The following is a 21160-nucleotide window of genomic DNA, read 5'->3' on the forward strand; positions in this document are numbered from 1 at the left end:
GGTCCTACTCCGTCGTGCTCGTGGGCTCGTGACTCGTCGTGCCGCTGCCCGGGCGGGCGAGCGACTCGAGGACCTGCGGGATGATGAGGTTCACGTTGCCGCAGCCGAGCGTGATGACGTAGTCGCCGTCGCGGGCGACCGACGCCGTATAGTCGGCGGCCTCCTGCCAGTCGGGCACGAAGTGCACGTGGGACGGGTCGGCGAAGGCGTCGCTCACGAGCTCGCCGGTGACTCCCGGAACGGGATCCTCGCGGGCGCCGTACACGTCGAGCATGACCGTGTGGTCGGCGTAGCGCTCGAGCACGTCGGCGAACTCCTGGTACATGTCCTTCGTGCGGGAGTATGTGTGGGGCTGCTGGATCGCGATGATGCGCCCGTCGCCGACGACGGTGCGGGCGGCCGCCAGGGCCGCCGCGACCTCGGTCGGGTGGTGGGCGTAGTCGTCGAAGACGCTCACTCCGCGCTCGACCCCGTGCAGCTCGAAGCGCCGCACGGTGCCCGCGAAGCCTTCGACGGCGCGCACCGCCGGCTCGAGCTCGTGGCCGAGCGTCAGGAGCACGGCCACGGCTCCCGCGGCGTTGATCGCGTTGTGCGCGCCGGGGATCGGCAGCTGCGCGTCCACGGAGGCCCCGCCGTGGCTGATGCGGAAGGCGACCGGGCCTTCGGTGACGATGTCGCTCACCCGTACCGTCGCATCCTCGGCCTCGCCGAAGGTGACGACGTGCGGATGGGTGAGCTGCGCGGCCACGAGTCGGGCACCGGCGTCATCGGACGAGATCACGACCGCCTCGCGCGCCTCGTTCGCGAACCGGGCGAACGCCGCATAGAACGCGTCGCGAGTGCCCCAGTGATCGAGGTGGTCGGGGTCCACGTTCGTGATGAGGGCGATCGACGTGTCGTAGAGCAGGAACGTGCCGTCGGACTCGTCGGCCTCGATGACGAAGAGGTCGTCGCGGCCGCTGCCGCTCGAGACGCCGAGCTGCGCGATCACCCCGCCGTTGACGAACGTGGGGTCGACATCCAGGTCGCGCAGCGCCGTCACGATCATGCCCGTCGACGTCGTCTTGCCGTGCGCACCGGCGACCGACACGAGCCGGCGCCCGCCGATGAGCCAGTACAGCGCCTGCGAACGGTGGATCACGTGCAGGCCGCGCTCCTTGGCCAGCACGAACTCGGGGTTCTCCGGCCAGATCGCACCGGTGTGCACGACCGTGTCGACGTCGTCGGCGAGGTTCGATGCGTCGTGGCCGACGTAGACCGTCGCCCCGAGCTCGGCGAGTTCGCGGAGCCCCTTGCTGTCGGCGCGATCGGACCCCGACACGCGGATGCCGCGCTCCAGGAACATGCGGGCGAGCCCCGACATGCCGGATCCGCCGATTCCGATGAAGTGGGCGGCGGCGATGTCGTCGGGGATGGGAAGACTGAGATCGGGTCTGATCATGGCCCGTCAATCCTAAGTTGGGCGGCGGTGACCGCGGCCCCGGCGCGCTGGACCACCCTCAGCCCTGGCATCTTTTGTGTTGACACATTGATACAGAACGTGGCACAATAACCCCATGCTCGATTGGATCGTCACCTTCAACGGCGGTGTGCTGTGTGGGATCGCCGCCGTTGCCCTGATAGCCCTGGCGGCCTCGCACCGGAAGGACTTCGGTGCCACCACGTCGTATCGCGCGTCGGTGCGCGCCAGACTGCCTTTCGGCTCAGATGCCATGGCCCTCAGCATTCGCCGTCGCACCCGTATGCTCCTGCGTGCGAACATGTGGGGTCTGCTCGCGACCGTTGTCGTCGCCACCGCCGTGTTCGTGTCCACGCCTCTGTCGTCGAGCCCGCAGTTCCTCTGGCTCGTCACGCTGTCGATCTTCCTTGTCGTGCTGACAGCAGGGTCTGTGGCTGTGGGGCTGCGTGAGCGCCTCTTCGATCCGGCGCCTACCGCGATGCGCGTGGCGCGAGCGCGAGCGTTGGGCGTCGCCGATTACGTCGGGCGCGCGCGACGCCTGGCCCCGCTGCTCCTCTTGACCGCGGCCGCCGGGAGCTGTGTGGCCCTCGCGGTCTCGGATGCGATGCGCCCGGTCGGCTTCGTCCCCCTGGCGCTGACGTATGCGGCGCTGGCCTTCGCGGTCGTCGCAACGATCGGCGCCCGCTACGCGGAACGTCTGGTGCTCGCGCAGCCTCAACCGGCTTCCGACACTCTCGAGCTCGCCTGGGACGACCTCTTCCGGGCCGACACGCTGAGCGTGCTGCGGATGGGCGCCGCGACGGCTGCGTGGCTGCCGCTCGGGCTCGCCCTCACGCTCATCGGCGATGCCTGGCTGCTGCACGGTCCGACCGATTTCGCGGCTCTCTTCCCCTGGTGGGGCATCCCGGCGCTGCAAGTGCTGTACTCCCTCGGTCAGGGCCGTCTGCCGGACCCCTTGTACCCGGACTTCCTGCGCCCGACGGCGCAGGTCGCCGAGGAGCAGCCCGCATGATCGTCATCGACCCGTCCTCCCCCGTCCCGCCGTTCGAGCAGCTGCGCTCCGGCCTCGTCGACGCGGTGGCTTCGGGCGAGCTCGGTCCTGGGGAGCGACTGCCCACCGTGCGCCGCCTCGCCGAGGATCTGGGCGTCGCGCCCGGCACAGTCGCGCGCGCGTACCGCGAGCTCGAGGCATCCGGCATGATCGAGACCCGTGGCCGCAACGGCACGTTCGTCGCCTTCGACGCCGACCCTGCGCGGCAGCAGCTTCAGCGCGCCGCCGCCGCATTCGCCGCACAGGTGCGCGACCTCCGCCTCGACGCCGACGAGGCGCTCGCGATCGTCACCGCCGCGCTGCGCGGCGGAGAGGCGTCACCCGCGTCCTGAAGCCCGCAGCGCGTCGTCGATCATCGCGACGACGTTCTCGGTTCCGGTGCGCGTGCCGACGGATGCCGCAGCCGCCGCCATCGCCGTGCGCCGGGCGTCGTCGGCCAGGAGCGGGACGACCTCGGAGCGCACGCGATCGCCCGTGAAGTCGGCATCCGAGATCAGCAGAGCCGCGCCGGCGCGGACGGCGGACGAGGCGTTCAGAGCCTGCTCGCCGTTGCCGACGGCGTACGGCACGTAGACCGTCGGGATGCCGAGCGCGCTGATCTCGCTGACGGTCGCGGCGCCGGAGCGGGACACGATGAGGTCTGCGAGCGCGAACGCGAGGTCCATGCGGTCGACGTAACGGCGCAGCGCGTAGCCGGCGACCCCGGGATCGACCAGCTCGGACCGCTCCCCCGTGATGTGCAGCAGCTGCCAGCCGGCGTCGAGCACGTCGCGCCACGCGGCGCCGTGCCCCTCGCCGAAGGCGGCGTTCAGGCGCTGCGCGCCGAGCGATCCGCCGAACACCAGGAGCACCGGCTTCGCGGGATCGAGACCGAAGTGCGCGGCCGCCTCGGCGCGGAGTGCATCGCGGTCGAGGGTGACGATCTCGCGGCGCAGCGGCATCCCGACGACCGTCGACCGTTTCAGCGGGGTGCCTTCGAAGGCGACGCCGACACCCGCGGCCCGACGGGCGCCCAGGACGTTCGCCAGGCCGGGGCGCGCGTTCGCCTCGTGGACGACGAACGGCACGCGCTCACGGCGGGCTGCCACGTAGGCGGGGGCTGAGGCGTAGCCGCCGAAGCCGACGACGACATCGACGTGGCGCCCGGAGATGTGGGCACGCACCTGTGCGATCGCGCGCGGGAAGCGCGCCGGGAAGGCGGCGGCGGCCTTGTCGGGGCGGCGCGGGAACGGGACCTTGTCGACGAACAGCAGCTCGTAGCCGCGCTCGGGCACGAGCCGGGCCTCGAGCCCCTCTCGAGTGCCGAGCACGAGCACCACGGCCTCCGGATCGCGGGCGCGCAGCGCATCGGCGACCGCCAGGAGCGGGTTGACATGTCCGGCGGTGCCGCCGCCGGCCAGGAGGTACGTCGTCACTCCCCGAGCCTACCCGGCCGACCTCCATCGGGTTCGGGGCGCACGGCGGACGTTCGGGGCGCACGCCGTGCGCCCCGAACGCTCGCGCCGCGCCCCAAACCCGGGAACCGCAGAACAGCTGACGGCGCGGAACGGGACGCTTCGGCTCAGCCCCGCTCAGCCCCGGCTCAGCGGACGGCGCGCAGCTTCGCCCGCGCGCGCGCCGCGCGGGCGGAGGCGATCGCCGCTTCACGACGGGCGATGGATGCCGGGAGCGAGCGCGCGAACGCCAGCAGCACGCCGGAGGCGATCAGGACCGACAGCAGCGACGTGCCGCCCTGCGACATGAACGGCAGCGGCACGCCGAGCACCGGGAAGACGCGCAGCACGACGCCGACGTTGATGAGCGCCTGTCCGACGATCCACACCGTGATGCCACCGGCGGCGATCCGTACGAAGGCGTCGTCGGTCTTGCGGATGACGTGGAAGGCGCCGACCGCGAAGAGGGCGAAGAGACTGAGCACGACCGCGCACCCGATGAGCCCGAGCTCTTCGCCGACGATGGCGAAGATGTAGTCGTTCGCCGCGGCGGGGAGCCAGTCGTACTTCTCGCGCGAGTTTCCGAGCCCCAGCCCGAAGATGCCTCCGCTCGCGAGGCCCCAGATGCCGTGCAGCGGCTGGTAGCAGTCGTTGAAGTAGTCGTCGAGACAGTTCGGGTTGAGGAAGCTCATGAACCGCCGCATGCGGTCGGGGCTGGTGACGGCGAGGTACGCCACCGCCGCCGCCGCGCCGATCGCGGGGAGGACGAAGATGCGCAGCTTCACGCCCGAGAAGAACAGCGCGCCGAGCACGATGAGGACGAGGATCATCGCCGTGCCGAGGTCGTCGCCGGCGAGGACTGTCGCGATCGCCAGCCCTGCCACCGGGACGAGCGGGATGAACACGTGCTGCCACTTCGTCAGCAGCGACCGCTTGCGGAACAGCACGTAGGCGACCCAGAGCGCGAGCCCCAGCTTGAGGAACTCCGACGGCTGCGCCTGGAAGCCGGCGATCGTGATCCAGTTGCGGTTGCCGTCGGCACCGTGGCCGAGGGGCGTGAACACCAGCAGCTGGAACGCGACGCCGAAGATGAGCGCCGGCCAGGCCATCTTCTTCCAGAACGCGACGGGCAGACGGCTCGCGATGAACATCAGCGGGATGCCGATCACGGCGAAGACGACCTGCTTGATCACCATCTCCCACGGCGCCTCGCCGGCCGCAGTGGCGGTGGCGGACGTCGCCGACAGCACCATGACGAGCCCGAAGACCGTGAGCAGGAGCGCCGTCGAGGCGATGAGCAGGAACTCGCTCGGCACGGGCGCGAACACCCGGCCCAGCGACACGCGCGCGGCGAGTCCGCGGCGGGCCGGTGGTTCAGGCGGAGTCGGGGTCTGCCGGGCCCGCGGCGGTTGTGTCGTGGTCACCCGGGTCCCCCGTTCCGATCCGCTCCCTCACCGCTGCGGCGAATCGCCGCCCGCGGTCCGCGTACGACGCGAACTGGTCGAAGGATGCCGCAGCGGGAGCGAGCAGAACCACGTCCCCGTCACGCGCCACCCCTGCCGCCAGTTCGACGACCTGCGCCATGACCCCTTCAGTCTCATCGGCCTCGACCTCGAACACCGGCACCGCCGGGGCGTGTCGCTCGAACGCGGCGACGACGGCCGCGCGGTCGACGCCGATCACGATGGCGGCTTTGGCGCCCGCACCGCGGCCCGAGACGAGCTCGGAGATGTCGACGCCCTTGAGCAGTCCGCCGACGACCCAGACGGCGCCCGGGTATGCCGCGAGCGATGAGGCGGCCGCGTGCGGGTTGGTGGCCTTCGAGTCGTCGACCCAGGTGACGCCGGCGTGCCGCGCGACGACCTCGATCCGGTGCGGGTCCAGGCGGAAGCCCCGCAGCGCCTCGCGGATCGCGGCGGGCGCGACATCCAGTGACCGCGCCAGTGCGGCGGCGGCCAGGATGTTGGAGACGATGTGCGGCGCCGCGAGGCCGAGCGAGGCGAGCTCGTCCACCGTGGTGAGCTCCAGCGCGCTGGTGCGCCGGTCCTCCAGGAACGCGCGGTCGACGACGATGCCCTCGACGACTCCGAGGTCGCTGGGCCCCGGTGTCCCCAGGTCGAACCCGATGGCGCGCGCGCCCTCGATGACCTCGGCGTCCTCGACCATGCGCTGGGTGGCGGCATCCGCCTTGTTGTAGACGCACGCGACGCGCGTGCTGTCGTACACGTGCGCCTTCGCGGCCCGGTACTCCTCGAACGAGCCGTGCCACTCGAGGTGGTCGTCGGCGAGGTTGAGGCAGACCGCGGCCCACGGCGAGACCGGGTCCGGCGAGTCCTGCAGCCCCAGGTACCAGAGCTGGTGGCTCGACAGCTCCACGACCAGGGCGTCGAACCCCGAAGGATCGCGCACGGCGTCGAGCACGGGCGTGCCGATGTTGCCGACGGGCGCCGCCCTCAGGCCGCCCGCGACGAGCATCGTCGCCGCGAGGCGCGTGGTCGTGGTCTTGCCGTTGGTGCCGGTGACGAGGATCCAGTCGGCCGGCGTGCCGTCGGCCCGCACCACCTTGTCGCGCACGCGCCAGGCGAGCTCGACATCCCCCCACAGCGCGATGTCGTTCTCACGCGCCCAGGAGACGAGCGGATGCCGCGGTGCGAAGCCCGGCGACGCCACGACGACCTCGGGCGCGAACTCGGCGAGCTCAGCGGGCACGGCGTCGAGGCTCCCGGTCCAGAGCCGCGCGCCGATGACCGGCAGCAGGCGCGCGTACTCCTCGTCGGCCTTCTCCGTCACCACGAGCACCTCTGCGCCCAGCTCCGCCAGCGTGTCGGCGACCGAGAAGCCGGTGACCGACAGTCCGAGCACGGCGACCCGCAGGCCCTTCCAGTCGGCGTTCCAGCTGGTGAGGGTGGACAGGCGTTGCGAGGTCATGTGCGAGAGAGCCATTCGACGTAGAAGAATCCGACACCCGAGACGGCGAGGAGGCCGGCGATGATCCACATGCGCACCACGATCGTGACCTCGGACCAGCCGCGCAGCTCGAGGTGGTGGTGGAACGGGCTCATCAGGAACAGCCGTTTGCCGCGGGTGATCTTGAAGTAGAGGCGCTGGAGGATGACCGAGCCGGGGCCGATGATGAAGACGCCGGCGACGAGCACGGCGAGCAGCTCGGTGCGGGTGAGGATCGCCATCGCGGCGATGACGCCGCCGATGGCCATGGATCCGACGTCGCCCATGAAGACCTTGGCCTTCGGGGCGTTCCACCAGAGGAACCCGACCAGCGCGCCGACGAACGAGGCCGAGATGATCGCGAGGTCGAACGGGTCGCGGGTCGGATAGCACGCGGCCTTGGCCGCCGCGGAGAGACCCTCACCGCCCCAGCACGCCTGGTTGAACTGCCAGAACGCGATCAGGCTGTAGGCGCCGATCACGAAGATGCCGGCGCCGGCGGCCATGCCGTCGAGCCCGTCGGTCACATTGGTGCTGTTCGAGAACGCCACGCCGATGAACGTCACCCACGCGAGGTAGAGGATCCACCCGATGATGAGGCCGAGCGTCATGAAGCCGAGCACCGGCACGTCTCGGAACACCGAGATGTACGGCGAGGCCGGGGTCTGGTCGAACTGGTTCGGGAAGTTGAGCGCGACGACGCCGAAGGGCACCGTGACCGCGACCTGACCGGCGACCTTGCGCCAGCCGCTCAGGCCCATGAACTTCTGCTGGCGCACCTTCATGTAGTCGTCGATGAAGCCGACGGCCCCGAGGCCCACCATCATCCAGATCACGAGCAGGCCGGAGATCGTCGGAGGGTTGTTTCCGACGTAGCAGCCGATGAGGTAGCCCACGATCGTGCCGACGATGAAGATCGTGCCGCCCATGGTGGGCGTGCCGCGCTTCGTCTGGTGATTGGGGTTGCGGATGTCTTCAGGCGTGCGGATGACCTGACCCCATCCCCACTTGCGGAAGAGCCGCAGGAAGACGGGGGTGAGGAAGAGCGTGAATGCCAGCGAGATCGCCGCCGCGGTAAGGAGAGATCTCACGAGAACGATTCTCCCAGACGATCACCGAGGAACCGGAGCCCGGCCGAGTTCGACGACTTCACCAGCACGCGGTCGCCGTCGCGCAGCTCGCCCTGCAGGTAGGCGAACGCCTCGTCGGCGGTCGAGAAGAAGACGGCCTCGTTGTCCCACGAGCCCTGCGCGACGGCCTCGAGGTACATGCGGCGCGCGGCGTCGCCGACGATCACGATGCGCTGGATGCCGAGCCGCACCGCAAGCAGGCCGATCCGGTCGTGCTCCTCCTCGGCGTACTCGCCCAGCTCGCTCATCGCGCCGAGCACGACGACGGTGCGCTCGCCGGGAGCGGTGATCTGCGCGAGGGTGCGCAGCGCAGCCGACATCGAGTCGGGGCTGGCGTTGTAGGCGTCGTTGATGATGCGGACGCGGTCCGATCCGAGCGGCTGCATGCGCCAGCGCTCGGCGATCTCGACAGTCTCCAGCCGCGTGACCGCGTCGGTGAGTGACACCCCGAGGGTCGTGGCGGCGGCGAGGGCGGCGAGGGCGTTCATGACGTGGTGCTCGCCCAGCACCCGCAGGCGCACCGGCAGCGAGGTGCCGTCGGCGGTCACCGTGAAGGTTGTTCCGGATGCCGTCACCACGACGTCGTCGGCGCGCACGTCGGCGGCAGCGGCGCCGCGGCCGAACCAGCGCACCGACGCGCCCTGCTCGGCGGCGATCGGCGCCATCGCGGCGACGCGGGCGTCGTCGGCGTTGAGCACCGCCACTCCCCCGGCGCTCAGCGCTCGCACGAGCTCGGACTTGGCGTGGAAGGTGGCCTCGATGCCGCCGAAGCCGCCGGCGTGCGCCATGCCGACCATGAGGACCACGCCGACATCGGGGTCGACCAGACCCGCGAGGCGCGCGATCTCGCCGGGGGCGCTCGCGCCGAACTCGCTCACGAGGAACTTCGTGGTCTCGGTGACGCGCAGCATCGTGAGCGGCGCACCGACCTCGTTGTTGAACGACGCCTTCGGTGAGACGGTCTCGCCTTCGCCCTCGAGGATGCGGGCGAGCAGGTTCTTCGTGGTGGTCTTGCCGTTCGAGCCCGTGATGCCGACCACCCGCAGCGCGCCGGCATCCCGCACGCGCGCGACGACCTCGCGTGCGAGGTCCGCGAGGGCGGCGACGACGTCGGGCACGACGATCTGGCTGACGCCGGCCTCGACCCGGCGCTCGACGATCGCGAGTGCCGCGCCGTTGCCGACGGCGGCGTCGACGAACAGGTGGCCGTCCGTCTCCTCGCCGGGCTTGGCGACGAACACGCCACCCGGACCGATCAGTCGGGAATCGGTGTCTACAGCGCCTTCGATCAGCGTGTCGGGCGTGTCGCCGTCGGCGAGGTGCGTCTCGCCCGAGACGGCGTGGGCGATCTGGGCGATGGTGAGCGCGATCATCAGGGAACTCTCCGTCGGGTGGGGAGACTACCCGAACTTGGGCAGCAGCTCCGGCGACGTCGTCGAGGGCATGACGCGGTAGGTCTTGAGCACCTGGGTCATGGCCTTCTGGAACGCGGTCGCGTTGGCCGCAGACGATGTTACCTTCGTCGGCTCGTCGAGGGTGACGACCACCACGTACTGCGGGTCGTCGGCCGGCGCGAAGCCGACCATCGTCGTGTAGTACACGCCGGCCTTGTAACCGCCGTTGACCAGGTCCGCCTTCTCGCCGGTGCCCGTCTTGCCGCCGATGCGGTAACCGGGGATCTCCACCGTCTTGGCATACGGAGCCTGCAGGAACACGTTCTCGAGCATCTCGCGCATCTGCGCCGAGGTGCTCTCGCTGATGACCCGCTCGGGCTCGGCCAGTTCGGGCTCGACGACGGTCCCATCGGGCTTGGTGCAGGATTCGATGATCTGCAGCGGCATCTTGACGCCGCCGTTCACGATCGCGCCGTACGCGCGGGCGAGCTCGGGCATCGTGGTGGTCACGCCCTGCCCGAACGCGGTGTTGTAGGCGGTCTGAGCGCCCCACTCCTCGACGGGATGGATCAGGCCGTTCGCCTCGAGCGGGTACCCGCTCGAGGTGCCGTCACCGATCCCGAAGTGCTTGAAGTAGTCGTAGCGCGTCTTCTTGTCGACCTTCTCGCTGAATTTCGAGATGCCGGCGTTCGACGAGTCGATCAGCACGCCGGTGAGCGTGTAGGTGTACGCCGGGTGCTGGAACGAGTCGCGCACGCGCGCGCCGTTCGGGAAGTTCTCCAGCCCCGATGCCACGACGGTCGAATCGGGGGTCTGCCCGCCGGCGTCGATGACGGTCGCGGCGGTCAGGCCCTTGAACGTCGAACCGGGCTCGAAGGTGCCGCGCAGGATCTGGCTGGTGCGGTCGTCGGGGGCCGTGGCATCCACGTTGTTCGGGTCGACGGTCGGGTACTCGGCCGCCGCGCGCACCTTTCCGGTCTTCACCTCGTACACGAGGATCGAGCCGTGCTGCGCGGCCATGTTCTGCGTCTGCTCGGCGATCAGCTGCTGCAGGTACCAGTTCAGGTCACGGTTGATGGTGAGCTGCAGCGTGCCGCCGTCAGCCGCGGGCACCTCGGTCTCGGTACCGGGGATGACGACGCCGTCTTTGCCCCGCTCGTAGAGGCGCTCGCCGTCGGTCGCCGCGAGGCAGTCGTTCTGCGACAGTTCGAGACCTTCCAGCGCTTCGCCGTCCGTGCCCATGAACCCGACGAGGTTTCCTGCCACGGCCCCGTCGGGGTATGCGCGCGCCGGGTGGGAGACGCAGGTGATGTAGGGCATCTTCAGGTCGGCCAGGGCGCGGAACTGCTCGGTCGACACGCCGTTCTTGAGCTCGGCGTACTGGGTGTCCGGGTCATCCGCGAGCGCGGTGCCGACGATCGCGCGGACGTCCTCGGGCGTCTGCCCGGTGATCTCGGCGACGTCGTTCGACACGTCGGCCCACAGCCGCGACTCCGACTTCTCCTCCAGCACATCCGCGTCGGTCTGCGTGATGAGCAGCGGATCGAGCTGGCAGTCGTATCGCAGGATGCTGCCGGCCAGCGTCTGCCCCGTCGCGTCGACGATCGAGCCACGGGTGCCGTACAGCGTCTGCTTGCCCGCGAACGCGGTGTCGAGCGAGTCCTTGATGTGGTCGTCGGCGTTCACGACCTGGATGTCGACGAGGCGGATGATGAATCCGGCGAGGACGGCGAGGACGACGGCGAGGGCCACGACGGTGCGGCGGCGGGGACTTCTCGTGCTTCGTGTCGTCATGTGCGTCTCGTGCTCTGGTCTCGCGTTCTCGTGTCGACCGCCGGCGATGCCGTCGGTTCAGTGTGTGCTCGGGATGGGCAGTCCGTCGGTGAGCGGCGGCGGAGTGTTGCCGACTCCGCCGTCCGGCGTCTCGGCGATCTCGACGGGCACACCGTCGATGGTCGCGTCGGGGACGGTGACGAGGGGCGTGTCGGTGATGAGGGCGTTCGCCACCGCGCCGCGACCGATCGCGTCCACCGACGACGACCCCATGGCCACCTCGGACGGACCGAGGATCGCGCCGTCGCTCAGCCGCAGGTAGCTCGGCGCCTCGTTGATCACCATGCCGAGGGCGGCGGCGTTCGCTGCCAGATACTGGGGCGAGCTGAGCCCGGCGACATCGTCGTAGAGGATCTGCTTCTCGTAGGTGAGGTCACGCTGCTCCTTCGACAGAGCGGCGAGCTCGTAGGTGCTCTGCGTCGTCATGATCGACAGCGACATCTGCGCGGCGGCGATGAGGAACGCCCCCATCACGGCGACGATCCCGTAGAAGAGCTTGGGTCGACGCCGGCGGGCGGGCGCGTCGACGACCTGCAGGCGCCGGCGCGGGGCATCCGATCGATCCGGGGCGGCGCTGCCGACCGGTCGGCCCGCGGCGGAGCCCGAGAGCCCGGCCGCTGTCATGGCGTTCGCGATCGTGCTCATGCGGCACCCTCCGCGTGCTCGGGCCTCACGCGCTCAGCGGCGCGGAGGCGCACCGGCGTCGCGCGCGGGTTGACCGCGCGCTCCTCGTCGGTGGCGAGCTCGGCACCTTTGACGAGCAGTCGGAATCTCGGGGCGTGCTCGGGGAGTTCCACGGGAAGACCCGCCGGCGCCGTGGACGCCGATGCCTCAGCGAGGGCGCGCTTGATCAGCCGGTCCTCGAGGGATTGGTACGACAGGACGACCATGCGGCCGCCGACCGGCAGGATGCCGAGGGCCGAAGGAATGGCGCGCTCGAGCACCGACAGCTCGCGGTTCACCTCGATGCGCAGCGCCTGGAACACGCGCTTGGCGGGATGTCCGGTGCGCTGCACGGCCGCCGGCGTCGCCGCCTGCAGGATCTCGACCAGCCGGCCGGAGCGCTCGATCGGCTCCTGCGCCCGGGCGGCGATGATCGCGCGGGCATATCGGCCGGCCAGCTTCTCCTCGCCGTACCGCTCGAAGATGCGGCGGAGATCCCCCTCGCCGTAGGTGGCGAGGATGTCGGCCGCCGTCGTGCCCGCCGACTGGTCCATGCGCATGTCCAGCGGGGCATCCTGCGCGTAAGCGAAGCCGCGATCGGCGACGTCGAGCTGCAGCGACGAGACCCCGAGATCGAACAGGATGCCGTCGGCCGCGGCGAAGCCGCTCGAGGTGACGGCATCCGCGATCCCGTCGTAGACGGTGTGGACGAGCGTGATGCGATCGCCGAAGCGCGCCAGCCGCTCCCCCGCGATGCGCAGCGCGTCGGTGTCGCGGTCGAGACCGACGAGGTGGAGGTTCGGGAAGCGCTCGAGGAATGCCTCGGAGTGGCCGCCCATGCCGAGCGTGGCATCGACGAAGACGGCGCCGTCGTGCTGGAGGGCGGGTGCGAGCAGCTCGATGCAGCGCTCGAGCATGACCGGGGTGTGGATGTCGCGCAGGTTCATGATCGTCGGGGCCTCTGCGGGCTCCGCCCCCTGGATCCTGATCCCCATCCGCTCTGACCTGGCACCGGGGAAGTGGCGACAGGGCGGGAGCGGCTGGGAGTCGGGGTCCAGGCGACAGGGCGCGTCAGAACAGGCCCGGAATCACCTCCTGCTCCAGCTCGGCGTATGTCTCTTCGTTGGCCTCGGCATAGGTGTTCCATGCCGTGGCGTCCCAGATCTCGGCGTGAGCGCCGACGCCGGTGACGACGAGGTCGCGCTCCAGGCCGGCGTATGCGCGCAGCGGAGGGGGGATCGTGATGCGGTTCTGACTGTCGGGCTTCTCGGCACTGGCACCCGAGAGGAACATGCGCAGGAAGTCGCGCGCCTGCTTGTTCGCGAGCGGGGCCTCACGGATGCGGTCGTGCACCCGTTCGAACTCCTTCTCGCTGAACACGTACAGGCAGCGATCCTGTCCGCGCGTCACGACGACACCCCCACCAAGGTCATCGCGGAACTTGGCCGGGAGGATGACGCGTCCTTTGTCATCGAGCTTGGGTGTGTGCGTGCCCAACAGCATCGGTACATCACACCCCCTTCGTCCGGCCCCCCGGGTTGTTCGCCACTTTACTCCACTCTCCTCCACTTTGCTACTAATGGATCGCCCGACGCTCCCCCGCGCCCCCTTGCCGCGGTCCTCGGCACGGCTTCCGGGCAACAAAAAAGCACCGACCCGAAGGTCGGTGCTTCTCGTGCGGACTCAGCCGGCGGCGGCGCTCAGCGCTCCCCTTGCCGCTTGTCCCATCGGTCGTTCATGCGGTCCATGAACGAGGAGGCATTCTGTGGTTTTGCGGGCCGGTCGGGCTCGGCCGGTATCTTGCCGGGGCCGCGACCCGGCGTGACGGCGAGGAGGACTCCGCCCAGCATCACGACGAAGCCGATCACACCGACGACGATCAATTGCTGCGAGACCCCGACGATCAGACCGCCGAGCCCCAGCAGCACGAGGACCGTGCCGTAGACGATGTTGCGATAGCTCAGGGTGCGTCCGTCGCGGGGCGCGCTGACGACATCCGCGTCGTTGCGCATGAGATGGCGTTCCATCTCGTCCAGCAGGCGCTGCTCCTGTTCGGAGAGTGGCATGCATCCCCCTCTGTACTTCGGTGGCTCGATTGTACGCGTGCCGTTCCTCACTAGGCTAGGCCCGTGTCCGCACCCGCAGAACCGATCGAAGCCATTTCCCAGCGAGTGGACATCTTCATCTCGGCTCAGCGGGAGTCCGTGACGGATGCCGGCGCCGAGGCGGCGCGGTTCGTCTCGGCCGCGGCCGATGCGGCGACGGGCGGCAAACGGCTCCGCGGGCGCTTCTGCATCGCCGGGTGGAGGGCTGTGGAGGAAGCGTCGGCCCGTGCCGGCGACGCTCCCGACCCGGTCGTGGCAGCGGCCGCGGCGCTCGAGGTCTTCCACGCCGCCGCCCTCGTGCACGACGACGTCATCGACAACTCGGACACGCGGCGCGGCCGCCCTGCGGCGCACCGTGCCCTCGAGGCGGGGCACCGCGACTCCGGGTGGCGCGGCGATGCCGACGCATTCGGCCGGTCGGGTGCGATCCTGCTCGGCGACCTCCTCGTCGCCTGGAGCGATGACCTCCTCGAAGAGGGGCTCGCCGAGACGTCGCCCGACCGCGCGGCGGCCGCCCGCCGGGAGTACGCCCTGATGCGTCGCGAGGTCACGCTCGGTCAGTTCCTCGACATCGCCGAGGAGTCCGCCTTCGTCACGGAGCCCGACGAGCGCCACGCCGAGCGGGCGCTGCGCGTGGCCTCGTTCAAGTCCGCCCGGTACAGCGTGCAGCAGCCGCTCGCGATCGGCGCGGCGCTTGCGGGAGCGGACGCCGCGCAGGCAGCCGCGCTCGCCGCGTTCGGGCACCCCCTCGGCATGGCGTTCCAGCTGCGCGACGATGTGCTGGGTGTGTTCGGCGACGAGGCCGCCACCGGCAAGCCCTCGGGCGACGACCTGCGAGAGGGCAAGCGCACGGTGCTCATCGCGTATGCGCGCGAGGCTCTCGCTCCCGGCGCGCGCCGCCTCGTCGACGAGCTGATCGGCGATCCCGGCCTGGATGCCGGGCAGATCGCGTCGCTGCAGCAGACGATCGTCGAGACCGGCGCGCTCGACCGAATCGAGCGCCTCATCGCCGACTACGCGCACGAGGCCGATCGCGCCCTGTCGGGAGCACGGCTCGGCAATGCTGCCGTCGGCGAGCTGCGGGATCTGGCTCGTGCGGCGACCGTCCGCACCACCTGAGCACCGGCCCTTCGGCACCCCGGAGCGGTGCGGCTGACGCTGCCGCTCAGACCACGGTGCGCGCGACCCGACGGACCTCGCTCTTGCGACCGGCGAGCAGAGCCTCGATCGGCGACATTCCGATCGACTCCTCGGGGCTCAGCAGCCAGTCGATCACCTCGTCGTCCGAGAACCCCACGTCATGGAGCACGAACACGGTGCCCCGCAGCGACGGCAGCGGGTGCCCGTCGACGATGAAGACGGCCGGGACCTTCAGGACGCCGTCGCGCTTGGATCCGACGAGGTGGAACTCGTCCAGCAGCCGGCGCACGCGGCCGAGGGGTTCGCCGAGCACCTCCACGAGGTCGGGAAGGGTGAGCCAGTCGGTCTCGAAGCGGGGCGCGTCAGAGGTCACGAAAGCAACTATCTCAGATCGCAGCGAGGCCGAGCCCATCGCACTTCAGCCACTTCTGTCACACAGGCCTCTTCTTATAACAGGCGTTGACACCATATGACTTCCGTGACACGGTTTTCGGAGTCGACTGAGGGGGGAAAACTCGTGCGACAGGTGCGGAGTACCAGGAAGAATGCCCATCGGAGCGCCGCCTCGCGGATGCTCGTGGCCGGGGTTCCGGCGGCCGTCGCCGGCTCGATCGCGCTGACGCTCTCGGCCGTTCCGGCGCATGCCGCGCCGACGGATGCCGCCGCTCAGAGCGCCGACCACGTGCTGCGCGGCATCCGCTCCACGGGCCCCGCAGTGGCGACCGTCTCGGTGCCCAGGGCGCTCGCCGGACCTGCGGAGGGGATCGCCGCGCACGCGGCGGTCATCGCCGCTCCCGCCGTCGCCCGCGTGACCGCTGAGGCCGCACCCGCGACGTACACCGTGCAGCGCGGTGACACCGTGAGCCGCATCGCCGCCCGCTTGGGGCTGCGCACCGCCGACATGCTCGCGCTCAACGGCCTGGGCTGGTCCTCGACCATCTACCCGGGGCAGGTACTGAAGCTGGCCGCGGTCGCCGTCGCCGCACCCGCGCCGGCGAGCCCTGCAGCGGCACCCGCCGACGGCTCGTACACCGTGCAAGGGGGCGACACGGTCGGCGCGATCGCGAAGCGCCACGGCGTCACCACCGACGCCGTGCTGTCGGCCAACGGGCTCGGCTGGTCGTCCATCATCTACCCCGGCCAGACGCTCACGATTCCCGGCGCCGCGGCGCCCGCCGCATCCGCTCCTGCGCCGGCCCCGGCGCCCGCGCCGGCTCCCGCTCCGAGCGCGCCGGCCGCCGGCACGCACACGATCTCGGCGGGCGACACGGTCAGCGCGATCGCGAAGCGGTACGGCGTGAGCATCGATGCCGTGCTGTCGACCAACGGGCTCGACCGGTCCTCGATCATCTACCCCGGCCAGACTCTCCGGATCCCGGCATCCGCTTCCTCCGTGCCGGGGCTGACCTCGGAGCAGGTGGCCAACGCGCAGCTGATCGTGCGCATCGGCCGCGAACTCGGGGTGTCCGACCGCGGCATCGCGATCGCCCTCGGCACGGCGATGCAGGAGTCGTCGCTGCGCAACGTCACGTGGGGCGATCGCGACTCGCTCGGCCTCTTCCAGCAGCGCCCGAGCTACGGCTGGGGCACCGAGGCGGAGGTGCAGGATGCTGCACGCGCGACCCGCGCCTTCTTCGGCGGCCCGGGCGACCCGAATGGACCCCGCACGCGCGGTCTCCTCGACATCGCCGGCTGGGAGGGCCTGACGTTCACGCAGGCCGCCCAGGCGGTGCAGATCTCGGCCTATCCCGACGCGTACGCGAAGTGGGAGGCGCCGGCGCACTCGTGGCTCGCGGCGCTCGGCTGATCCGGAAGCGTCACATTACGATCTCGCGGGGTGAGGCGCTCCGCTTCCTCGCAGGCCCGCGTCCGTAGACTCTCAGCGTGAGCACGAGTCAGCAGACGGACCCGCTGATCGGCCGTCTCGTCGACGGCCGGTACCGGGTGCGTGCTCGCATCGCCCGCGGCGGGATGGCGACCGTGTACGTCGCCACAGATCTGCGCCTCGAGCGGCGCGTCGCCCTCAAGGTCATGCACGGCCACCTGAGCGACGACACCGTGTTCCAGAGCCGGTTCATCCAGGAGGCCCGCGCGGCGGCCCGGCTGGCCGACCCGAACGTGGTGAACGTGTTCGACCAGGGTCAGGACGGCGACATGGCGTACCTCGTCATGGAGTACCTGCCGGGCATCACACTGCGTGAGCTGGTGCGCGAGCAGCGGCGGCTGACCGTGCCGCAGGCGGTGTCGATCCTCGACGCCGTGCTGTCGGGGCTCGCCGCCGCGCACAAGGCCGGCATCGTGCACCGTGACGTCAAGCCCGAGAACGTGCTCCTCGCCGAGGACGGCCGCATCAAGATCGGCGACTTCGGGCTGGCCCGCGCCACGACCGCGAACACCGCGTCGGGCGCGCAGCTGCTCGGCACGATCGCCTACCTCGCTCCCGAGCTCGTCACGCGCGGCACCGCGGACGCCCGCAGCGACATCTACGCCATCGGCATCATGCTCTACGAGATGCTCACCGGTGAGCAGCCCTACAAGGGCGAGCAGCCGATGCAGATCGCCTTCCAGCACGCGACCGACTCCGTGCCGCGGCCGAGCGTCAAGAATCCGGGCGTGCCCGAACCCCTCGACGAACTCGTGCTGTGGGCGACCGAGAAGTCGCCGGATGAGCGCCCGCTCGACGCGCGCGAGATGCTGCAGCGCCTGCGGGACATCGAGCGCGAGCTCGGCATCTCCCCCGTCGTCGCGCGCACCGGTCCGATCGGGATCGTGCGCGACGACACCACGGCCACGGGTGAACTCACCGCAGTGCTGCCGGGCACGCCGACCGGGCCCACCGCCGCGATGGAAGAGGTCGACAACGCCGGCCGCCTTCGCCGCGCCACGCAGCGCCGCCGCTCGCGAGGCGCCTGGCTCATCGTGCTCGTGCTGCTGCTCGCGGCTCTCGCGGGCGGCCTCGGGTGGTGGTTCGGCTCAGGACCCGGATCCCTGGTGGCTGTCGCCGATGTCACGGGGAAGACGTTCGACGAGGCATCCGAGATCCTCGCTGCGGACTCCCTCGTCGCCGTGCAGCAGGGCGAGAACAGCCTCGAGGTCGCCGCGGGGCAGGTCATCCGCACGAACCCCCCGCAGGGCACACGCGTCGACAAGGACACCGAGGTGAACGTCTTCGTCTCGCTCGGTCCGGCCGAGGCCACCTTCGCGTCGTTCGCCGGCATGTCGGAGGCCGACGCCCGATCGGCCTTCACGGCGCAGTCCGTCTCGGTCGCCGACGACAGCGCCGCGTTCTTCACGGATGCCGCCGCCGGGACCGTCATCGGCGCCTTCGTCCGGCCCGTCGGCGCACCCGACGACGGTTCGCAGGACGTCCCGTGCATCGACGGGTGCACCGTGCACCAGGGCGACAGCGCCCGGCTCCAGGTGTCGCTCGGCCCTCTGCCCGACGTCTCGGGCGAGAGCGAGGGCAAGGCCCGCAGCACCCTCGAGGGCCTTGAGCTGGTCGTCGCGGACCCGAGCCAGACCGAGGCGAGCGACTCGGTCGACGAGGGCCGCGTCATCCGAGTCATCGGCAAGGAGGACGGCGGCTGGCTCGCCCCGGGCGACACCGTGACCCTCGTGGTGTCGACGGGTCCCCCGTTGTTCGCCGTGCCGGATCTCGTCGGCATGACGCTCGCCGAAGCCCGCAACGCGGCCACCGATGCCGGCTTCACCATCGACTATGACGCCCGCTGGGATGCCTTCCCCGACCCGTTCACGCAGGTCGAATCGCAGAAGCCCGACGCCGAGGACCTGGAGCCCCGCGGCACCGTGATCTCCCTGCGGATCGCCGCTGCGCTCTGACCGCAGACACAGCGAAGATCCCGGATGCCTCGGCCGAGGCATCCGGGATCTTCTGCGTGTGTCAGGCGCGAGCGGTGAGCTTCTCGAGCTCTTCGGCGACGAGGAAGGCCAGCTCGAGCGACTGCATGTGGTTCAGGCGCGGGTCGCAGAGCGACTCGTACCGCGTGGCGAGGGTGGCCTCATCGATGTGCTCGGAGCCGCCCAGGCACTCGGTGACGTCGTCGCCGGTGAGCTCTACGTGGATGCCGCCCGGGAAGGTGCCGACCGCGCGGTGCGCCTCGAAGAAGCCGCGCACCTCGTCGACGACGTCGTCGAAGCGACGCGTCTTGTAGCCGGTGGGCGTGGTGATGCCGTTGCCGTGCATGGGGTCGGTGACCCACAGCGGGGTGGCGCCGGAATCGCGCACGGCCTGCAGGAGCGGCGGCAGCGCGTCGCGGATCTTGCCCGCGCCCATGCGCGTGATGAACGTGAGACGGCCGGGCTCTCGGTTCGGGTCGAGCTTGTCGATGAGCGCCAGCGCCGTCTCGGGCGTCGTCGTCGGCCCGAGCTTCACGCCGATGGGGTTGCGGATCTTCGAGAAGTAGTCGACGTGCGCGCCGTCGAGATCACGGGTGCGCTCACCGATCCACAGGAAGTGCGCCGACGTGTTGTACGGCGTGTCGGTGCGCGAGTCGATCCGCGTCATCGGCCGCTCGTAGTCCATGAGCAGGCCCTCGTGACCGGTGTAGAACTCGACGCGCTTGAGCTCGTCGAAGTCCGCGCCGGCAGCCTCCATGAACCTGATCGCACGGTCGATCTCGGTCGCGAGACGCTCGTACTGCTGGTTCGCGGGGTTCTGCGCGAAGCCCTTGTTCCAGGAGTGCACCTCGCGGAGGTCGGCGAAGCCGCCCTGCGTGAACGCGCGGATCAGATTGATGGTCGACGCCGCCGTGTGGTAGCCCTTCAGCAGCCGCTGCGGGTCCGCCTGGCGCGAGCCTTCGGTGAAGTCGTAGCCGTTGACGATGTCGCCGCGGTAGGCCGGCAGCGTGACATCGCCGCGCGTCTCGGTGTCGCTCGAGCGCGGCTTGGCGAACTGACCCGCCATGCGACCCATCTTCACGATCGGCATCGATGCGCCGTACGTGAGCACGACGGCCATCTGGAGCACCGTCTTGATGCGGTTGCGGATCTGCTCGGCGGTCGCCCCCGCGAAGGTCTCGGCGCAGTCGCCGCCCTGCAGCAGGAACGCGCGGCCCGACGCGGCACGGGCGAGGCGGTCACGCAGGTTGTCGACCTCGCCCGCGAACACCAGCGGGGGCAGGGTGGCCAGCTCAGCGGATGCCGCGACCGCCGCCTCGGCGTCATACCACTGGGGCTGCTGCTTGATGGGCAGGGTCCGCCAGTGGTCGAGTGCGTCGAGCTGCTGAAGCATCCCTCGAGTCTAGCCGTGACGAGGTCGGCGCCGGCGCCGCGTGACGCCCGTTCGCCGGGCGGTCAGCGAGTCTTCTTCTTGAGGCGGTCCTTGACCGTCGACGCGTAGACGTCCTCGTACTCCTGCTCGCCCAGCCGCTGCAGCGCCACCATGATCTCGTCGGTGATCGAGCGCAGGATGTAGCGATCGCCCTCCATACCCGCGAACCGCGAGAAGTCGAGGGGCTCGCCGACGACGATGCCCACCCGCACGATGCGCGGGATCGTGGTGCCGATCGGCATCATCGTGTCGGTGTCGACCATCAGCACCGGCACCACCGGGACGTGCGCCTCGAGCGCCATGCGCGCGATGCCGGTGCGGCCGCGGTACAGCTTGCCGTCGGGGCTCCGCGTGCCCTCGGGGTAGATGCCGAGCAGATCCCCGCGGCCCAGCACCTGCAGGCCGGTGTTGAGCGAGGCCTCCGAGGCTTTGCCGCCGGAGCGGTCGATCGGAAGCTGACCCGTGCCCTTGAAGAACATGCGCGTCGCCCAGCCCTTGAGGCCCTTGCCCGTGAAGTAGTCGCTCTTGGCGAGGAACGACACCGGACGGTCGAGCATCAGCGGCAGGAAGATCGAGTCGACGAACGACAGGTGGTTGCTGGCGAGGATCGCGGCGCCCTCTGCGGGGACGTTGCGCCGGCCGACGATCCACGGGCGCCAGATCGCCTTGACGATCGGCCCGATGACCACGTACTTCATCAGCCAGTAGAACATCCC

At 70.4% G+C, this 21160-nt stretch carries 19 protein-coding genes; 5 read left to right on the forward strand and 14 right to left on the reverse strand.

Translation table 11 applies throughout. The annotated features are described in order from the left end of the window. Positions 1 to 4: 4 nt before the first annotated feature. Positions 5 to 1441 carry a UDP-N-acetylmuramate--L-alanine ligase gene (murC, locus tag MRBLMI12_RS17565; protein ID WP_363357544.1) on the reverse strand — a complete coding sequence of 479 codons (1437 nt, stop codon included), beginning with the start codon at positions 1439 to 1441 and terminating at the stop codon, positions 5 to 7. A gap of 115 nt (positions 1442 to 1556) precedes the next feature. Here murC and MRBLMI12_RS17570 point away from each other — a divergent pair, with 115 nt between their 5' ends. Next, positions 1557 to 2471: a hypothetical protein gene (locus tag MRBLMI12_RS17570; RefSeq protein ID WP_363357545.1), complete on the forward strand. Its 915-nt coding sequence runs from the start codon at positions 1557 to 1559 to the stop codon at positions 2469 to 2471. Then, complete coding sequence (locus MRBLMI12_RS17575; protein WP_349427740.1) at positions 2468 to 2842, forward strand: GntR family transcriptional regulator; 375 nt, start codon at positions 2468 to 2470, stop codon at positions 2840 to 2842. Before MRBLMI12_RS17570 ends, MRBLMI12_RS17575 begins: the two co-directional genes overlap by 4 nt. On the opposite strand, the gene MRBLMI12_RS17580 is transcribed toward MRBLMI12_RS17575, so the two are convergent. The 10 genes from MRBLMI12_RS17580 to MRBLMI12_RS17625 form a co-directional block, all read right to left on the reverse strand. Beyond that, positions 2828 to 3925 carry a UDP-N-acetylglucosamine--N-acetylmuramyl-(pentapeptide) pyrophosphoryl-undecaprenol N-acetylglucosamine transferase gene (locus MRBLMI12_RS17580; protein ID WP_363357546.1) on the reverse strand — a complete coding sequence of 366 codons (1098 nt, stop codon included), beginning with the start codon at positions 3923 to 3925 and terminating at the stop codon, positions 2828 to 2830. The two genes, MRBLMI12_RS17575 and MRBLMI12_RS17580, sit on opposite strands and share 15 nt — an antisense overlap. A gap of 167 nt (positions 3926 to 4092) precedes the next feature. Continuing rightward, a complete protein-coding gene (gene ftsW / locus MRBLMI12_RS17585; protein WP_363357547.1) occupies positions 4093 to 5367 on the reverse strand; it encodes a putative lipid II flippase FtsW in 1275 nt (424 codons plus the stop codon). Continuing rightward, positions 5318 to 6871 carry a UDP-N-acetylmuramoyl-L-alanine--D-glutamate ligase gene (gene murD / locus MRBLMI12_RS17590; protein ID WP_363357548.1) on the reverse strand — a complete coding sequence of 518 codons (1554 nt, stop codon included), beginning with the start codon at positions 6869 to 6871 and terminating at the stop codon, positions 5318 to 5320. Before murD ends, ftsW begins: the two co-directional genes overlap by 50 nt. Continuing rightward, positions 6868 to 7980 carry a phospho-N-acetylmuramoyl-pentapeptide-transferase gene (mraY, locus tag MRBLMI12_RS17595; protein ID WP_363357549.1) on the reverse strand — a complete coding sequence of 371 codons (1113 nt, stop codon included), beginning with the start codon at positions 7978 to 7980 and terminating at the stop codon, positions 6868 to 6870. The genes murD and mraY overlap by 4 nt, the downstream gene beginning before the upstream one ends. Then, complete coding sequence (locus MRBLMI12_RS17600; protein ID WP_363357550.1) at positions 7977 to 9392, reverse strand: UDP-N-acetylmuramoyl-tripeptide--D-alanyl-D-alanine ligase; 1416 nt, start codon at positions 9390 to 9392, stop codon at positions 7977 to 7979. Before MRBLMI12_RS17600 ends, mraY begins: the two co-directional genes overlap by 4 nt. Positions 9393 to 9419: 27 nt before the next feature. Further along, positions 9420 to 11207: a peptidoglycan D,D-transpeptidase FtsI family protein gene (locus MRBLMI12_RS17605; protein ID WP_363357551.1), complete on the reverse strand. Its 1788-nt coding sequence runs from the start codon at positions 11205 to 11207 to the stop codon at positions 9420 to 9422. Between the two features lie 57 nt (positions 11208 to 11264). After that, on the reverse strand, positions 11265 to 11891 hold the full coding sequence (locus tag MRBLMI12_RS17610) for a hypothetical protein (protein ID WP_363357553.1): 627 nt from the start codon (positions 11889 to 11891) through the stop codon (positions 11265 to 11267). Next, the gene (rsmH, locus tag MRBLMI12_RS17615; protein WP_349428978.1) at positions 11888 to 12856 is read right to left on the reverse strand and encodes a 16S rRNA (cytosine(1402)-N(4))-methyltransferase RsmH; all 969 of its coding nucleotides are present in this window, start codon (positions 12854 to 12856) and stop codon (positions 11888 to 11890) included. The genes MRBLMI12_RS17610 and rsmH overlap by 4 nt, the downstream gene beginning before the upstream one ends. Positions 12857 to 12980: 124 nt before the next feature. Further along, positions 12981 to 13412, reverse strand: coding sequence for a division/cell wall cluster transcriptional repressor MraZ (mraZ, locus tag MRBLMI12_RS17620; RefSeq protein ID WP_163620259.1), 432 nt, complete (start codon positions 13410 to 13412; stop codon positions 12981 to 12983). A gap of 197 nt (positions 13413 to 13609) precedes the next feature. Next, the gene (locus tag MRBLMI12_RS17625; RefSeq protein ID WP_363357554.1) at positions 13610 to 13975 is read right to left on the reverse strand and encodes a DUF3040 domain-containing protein; all 366 of its coding nucleotides are present in this window, start codon (positions 13973 to 13975) and stop codon (positions 13610 to 13612) included. A 63-nt stretch (positions 13976 to 14038) separates the two neighbouring features. Between MRBLMI12_RS17625 and MRBLMI12_RS17630 the strand changes: the two genes are divergently transcribed. After that, positions 14039 to 15133, forward strand: coding sequence for a polyprenyl synthetase family protein (locus tag MRBLMI12_RS17630; protein WP_363357555.1), 1095 nt, complete (start codon positions 14039 to 14041; stop codon positions 15131 to 15133). A gap of 46 nt (positions 15134 to 15179) precedes the next feature. Here MRBLMI12_RS17630 and MRBLMI12_RS17635 read toward each other — a convergent pair whose 3' ends face one another. Next, positions 15180 to 15566, reverse strand: coding sequence for an Rv2175c family DNA-binding protein (locus MRBLMI12_RS17635; RefSeq protein ID WP_349427750.1), 387 nt, complete (start codon positions 15564 to 15566; stop codon positions 15180 to 15182). A 159-nt stretch (positions 15567 to 15725) separates the two neighbouring features. Between MRBLMI12_RS17635 and MRBLMI12_RS17640 the strand changes: the two genes are divergently transcribed. Together MRBLMI12_RS17640 and pknB are read left to right on the forward strand one after the other, a co-directional pair. After that, positions 15726 to 16961 carry a muramidase family protein gene (locus MRBLMI12_RS17640; protein WP_363357651.1) on the forward strand — a complete coding sequence of 412 codons (1236 nt, stop codon included), beginning with the start codon at positions 15726 to 15728 and terminating at the stop codon, positions 16959 to 16961. A 77-nt stretch (positions 16962 to 17038) separates the two neighbouring features. Next, complete coding sequence (pknB, locus tag MRBLMI12_RS17645; protein ID WP_363357556.1) at positions 17039 to 18994, forward strand: Stk1 family PASTA domain-containing Ser/Thr kinase; 1956 nt, start codon at positions 17039 to 17041, stop codon at positions 18992 to 18994. A 61-nt stretch (positions 18995 to 19055) separates the two neighbouring features. Here pknB and MRBLMI12_RS17650 read toward each other — a convergent pair whose 3' ends face one another. Together MRBLMI12_RS17650 and MRBLMI12_RS17655 are read right to left on the reverse strand one after the other, a co-directional pair. After that, on the reverse strand, positions 19056 to 20405 hold the full coding sequence (locus tag MRBLMI12_RS17650; RefSeq protein ID WP_349427753.1) for a class II 3-deoxy-7-phosphoheptulonate synthase: 1350 nt from the start codon (positions 20403 to 20405) through the stop codon (positions 19056 to 19058). 62 nt (positions 20406 to 20467) lie between these two features. Next, a complete protein-coding gene (locus MRBLMI12_RS17655) occupies positions 20468 to 21157 on the reverse strand; it encodes a lysophospholipid acyltransferase family protein (protein ID WP_308867579.1) in 690 nt (229 codons plus the stop codon). Between the last annotated feature and the right edge of the window lie 3 nt (positions 21158 to 21160).

The organism is Microbacterium sp. LMI12-1-1.1 (genome assembly GCF_040676455.1).
Taxonomy (GTDB): domain Bacteria; phylum Actinomycetota; class Actinomycetes; order Actinomycetales; family Microbacteriaceae; genus Microbacterium.

What these genes read in the sequence shown, in the direction of transcription:
- MRBLMI12_RS17600 (WP_363357550.1), bottom strand. Translation starts at nt 9,392, where the DNA reads ATGATCGCGCTCACCATCGCCCAGATCGCCCACGCCGTCTCGGGCGAG.
- MRBLMI12_RS17625 (WP_363357554.1), bottom strand. Translation starts at nt 13,975, where the DNA reads ATGCCACTCTCCGAACAGGAGCAGCGCCTGCTGGACGAGATGGAACGC.
- MRBLMI12_RS17655 (WP_308867579.1), bottom strand. Translation starts at nt 21,157, where the DNA reads ATGTTCTACTGGCTGATGAAGTACGTGGTCATCGGGCCGATCGTCAAG.
- MRBLMI12_RS17575 (WP_349427740.1), top strand. Translation starts at nt 2,468, where the DNA reads ATGATCGTCATCGACCCGTCCTCCCCCGTCCCGCCGTTCGAGCAGCTG.
- MRBLMI12_RS17635 (WP_349427750.1), bottom strand. Translation starts at nt 15,566, where the DNA reads ATGGGCTCGGCCTCGCTGCGATCTGAGATAGTTGCTTTCGTGACCTCT.
- MRBLMI12_RS17650 (WP_349427753.1), bottom strand. Translation starts at nt 20,405, where the DNA reads ATGCTTCAGCAGCTCGACGCACTCGACCACTGGCGGACCCTGCCCATC.
- MRBLMI12_RS17610 (WP_363357553.1), bottom strand. Translation starts at nt 11,891, where the DNA reads ATGAGCACGATCGCGAACGCCATGACAGCGGCCGGGCTCTCGGGCTCC.
- murD (WP_363357548.1), bottom strand. Translation starts at nt 6,871, where the DNA reads ATGACCTCGCAACGCCTGTCCACCCTCACCAGCTGGAACGCCGACTGG.
- MRBLMI12_RS17640 (WP_363357651.1), top strand. Translation starts at nt 15,726, where the DNA reads ATGCTCGTGGCCGGGGTTCCGGCGGCCGTCGCCGGCTCGATCGCGCTG.
- mraZ (WP_163620259.1), bottom strand. Translation starts at nt 13,412, where the DNA reads ATGCTGTTGGGCACGCACACACCCAAGCTCGATGACAAAGGACGCGTC.
- murC (WP_363357544.1), bottom strand. Translation starts at nt 1,441, where the DNA reads ATGATCAGACCCGATCTCAGTCTTCCCATCCCCGACGACATCGCCGCC.
- MRBLMI12_RS17605 (WP_363357551.1), bottom strand. Translation starts at nt 11,207, where the DNA reads ATGACGACACGAAGCACGAGAAGTCCCCGCCGCCGCACCGTCGTGGCC.
- MRBLMI12_RS17570 (WP_363357545.1), top strand. Translation starts at nt 1,557, where the DNA reads ATGCTCGATTGGATCGTCACCTTCAACGGCGGTGTGCTGTGTGGGATC.
- rsmH (WP_349428978.1), bottom strand. Translation starts at nt 12,856, where the DNA reads ATGAACCTGCGCGACATCCACACCCCGGTCATGCTCGAGCGCTGCATC.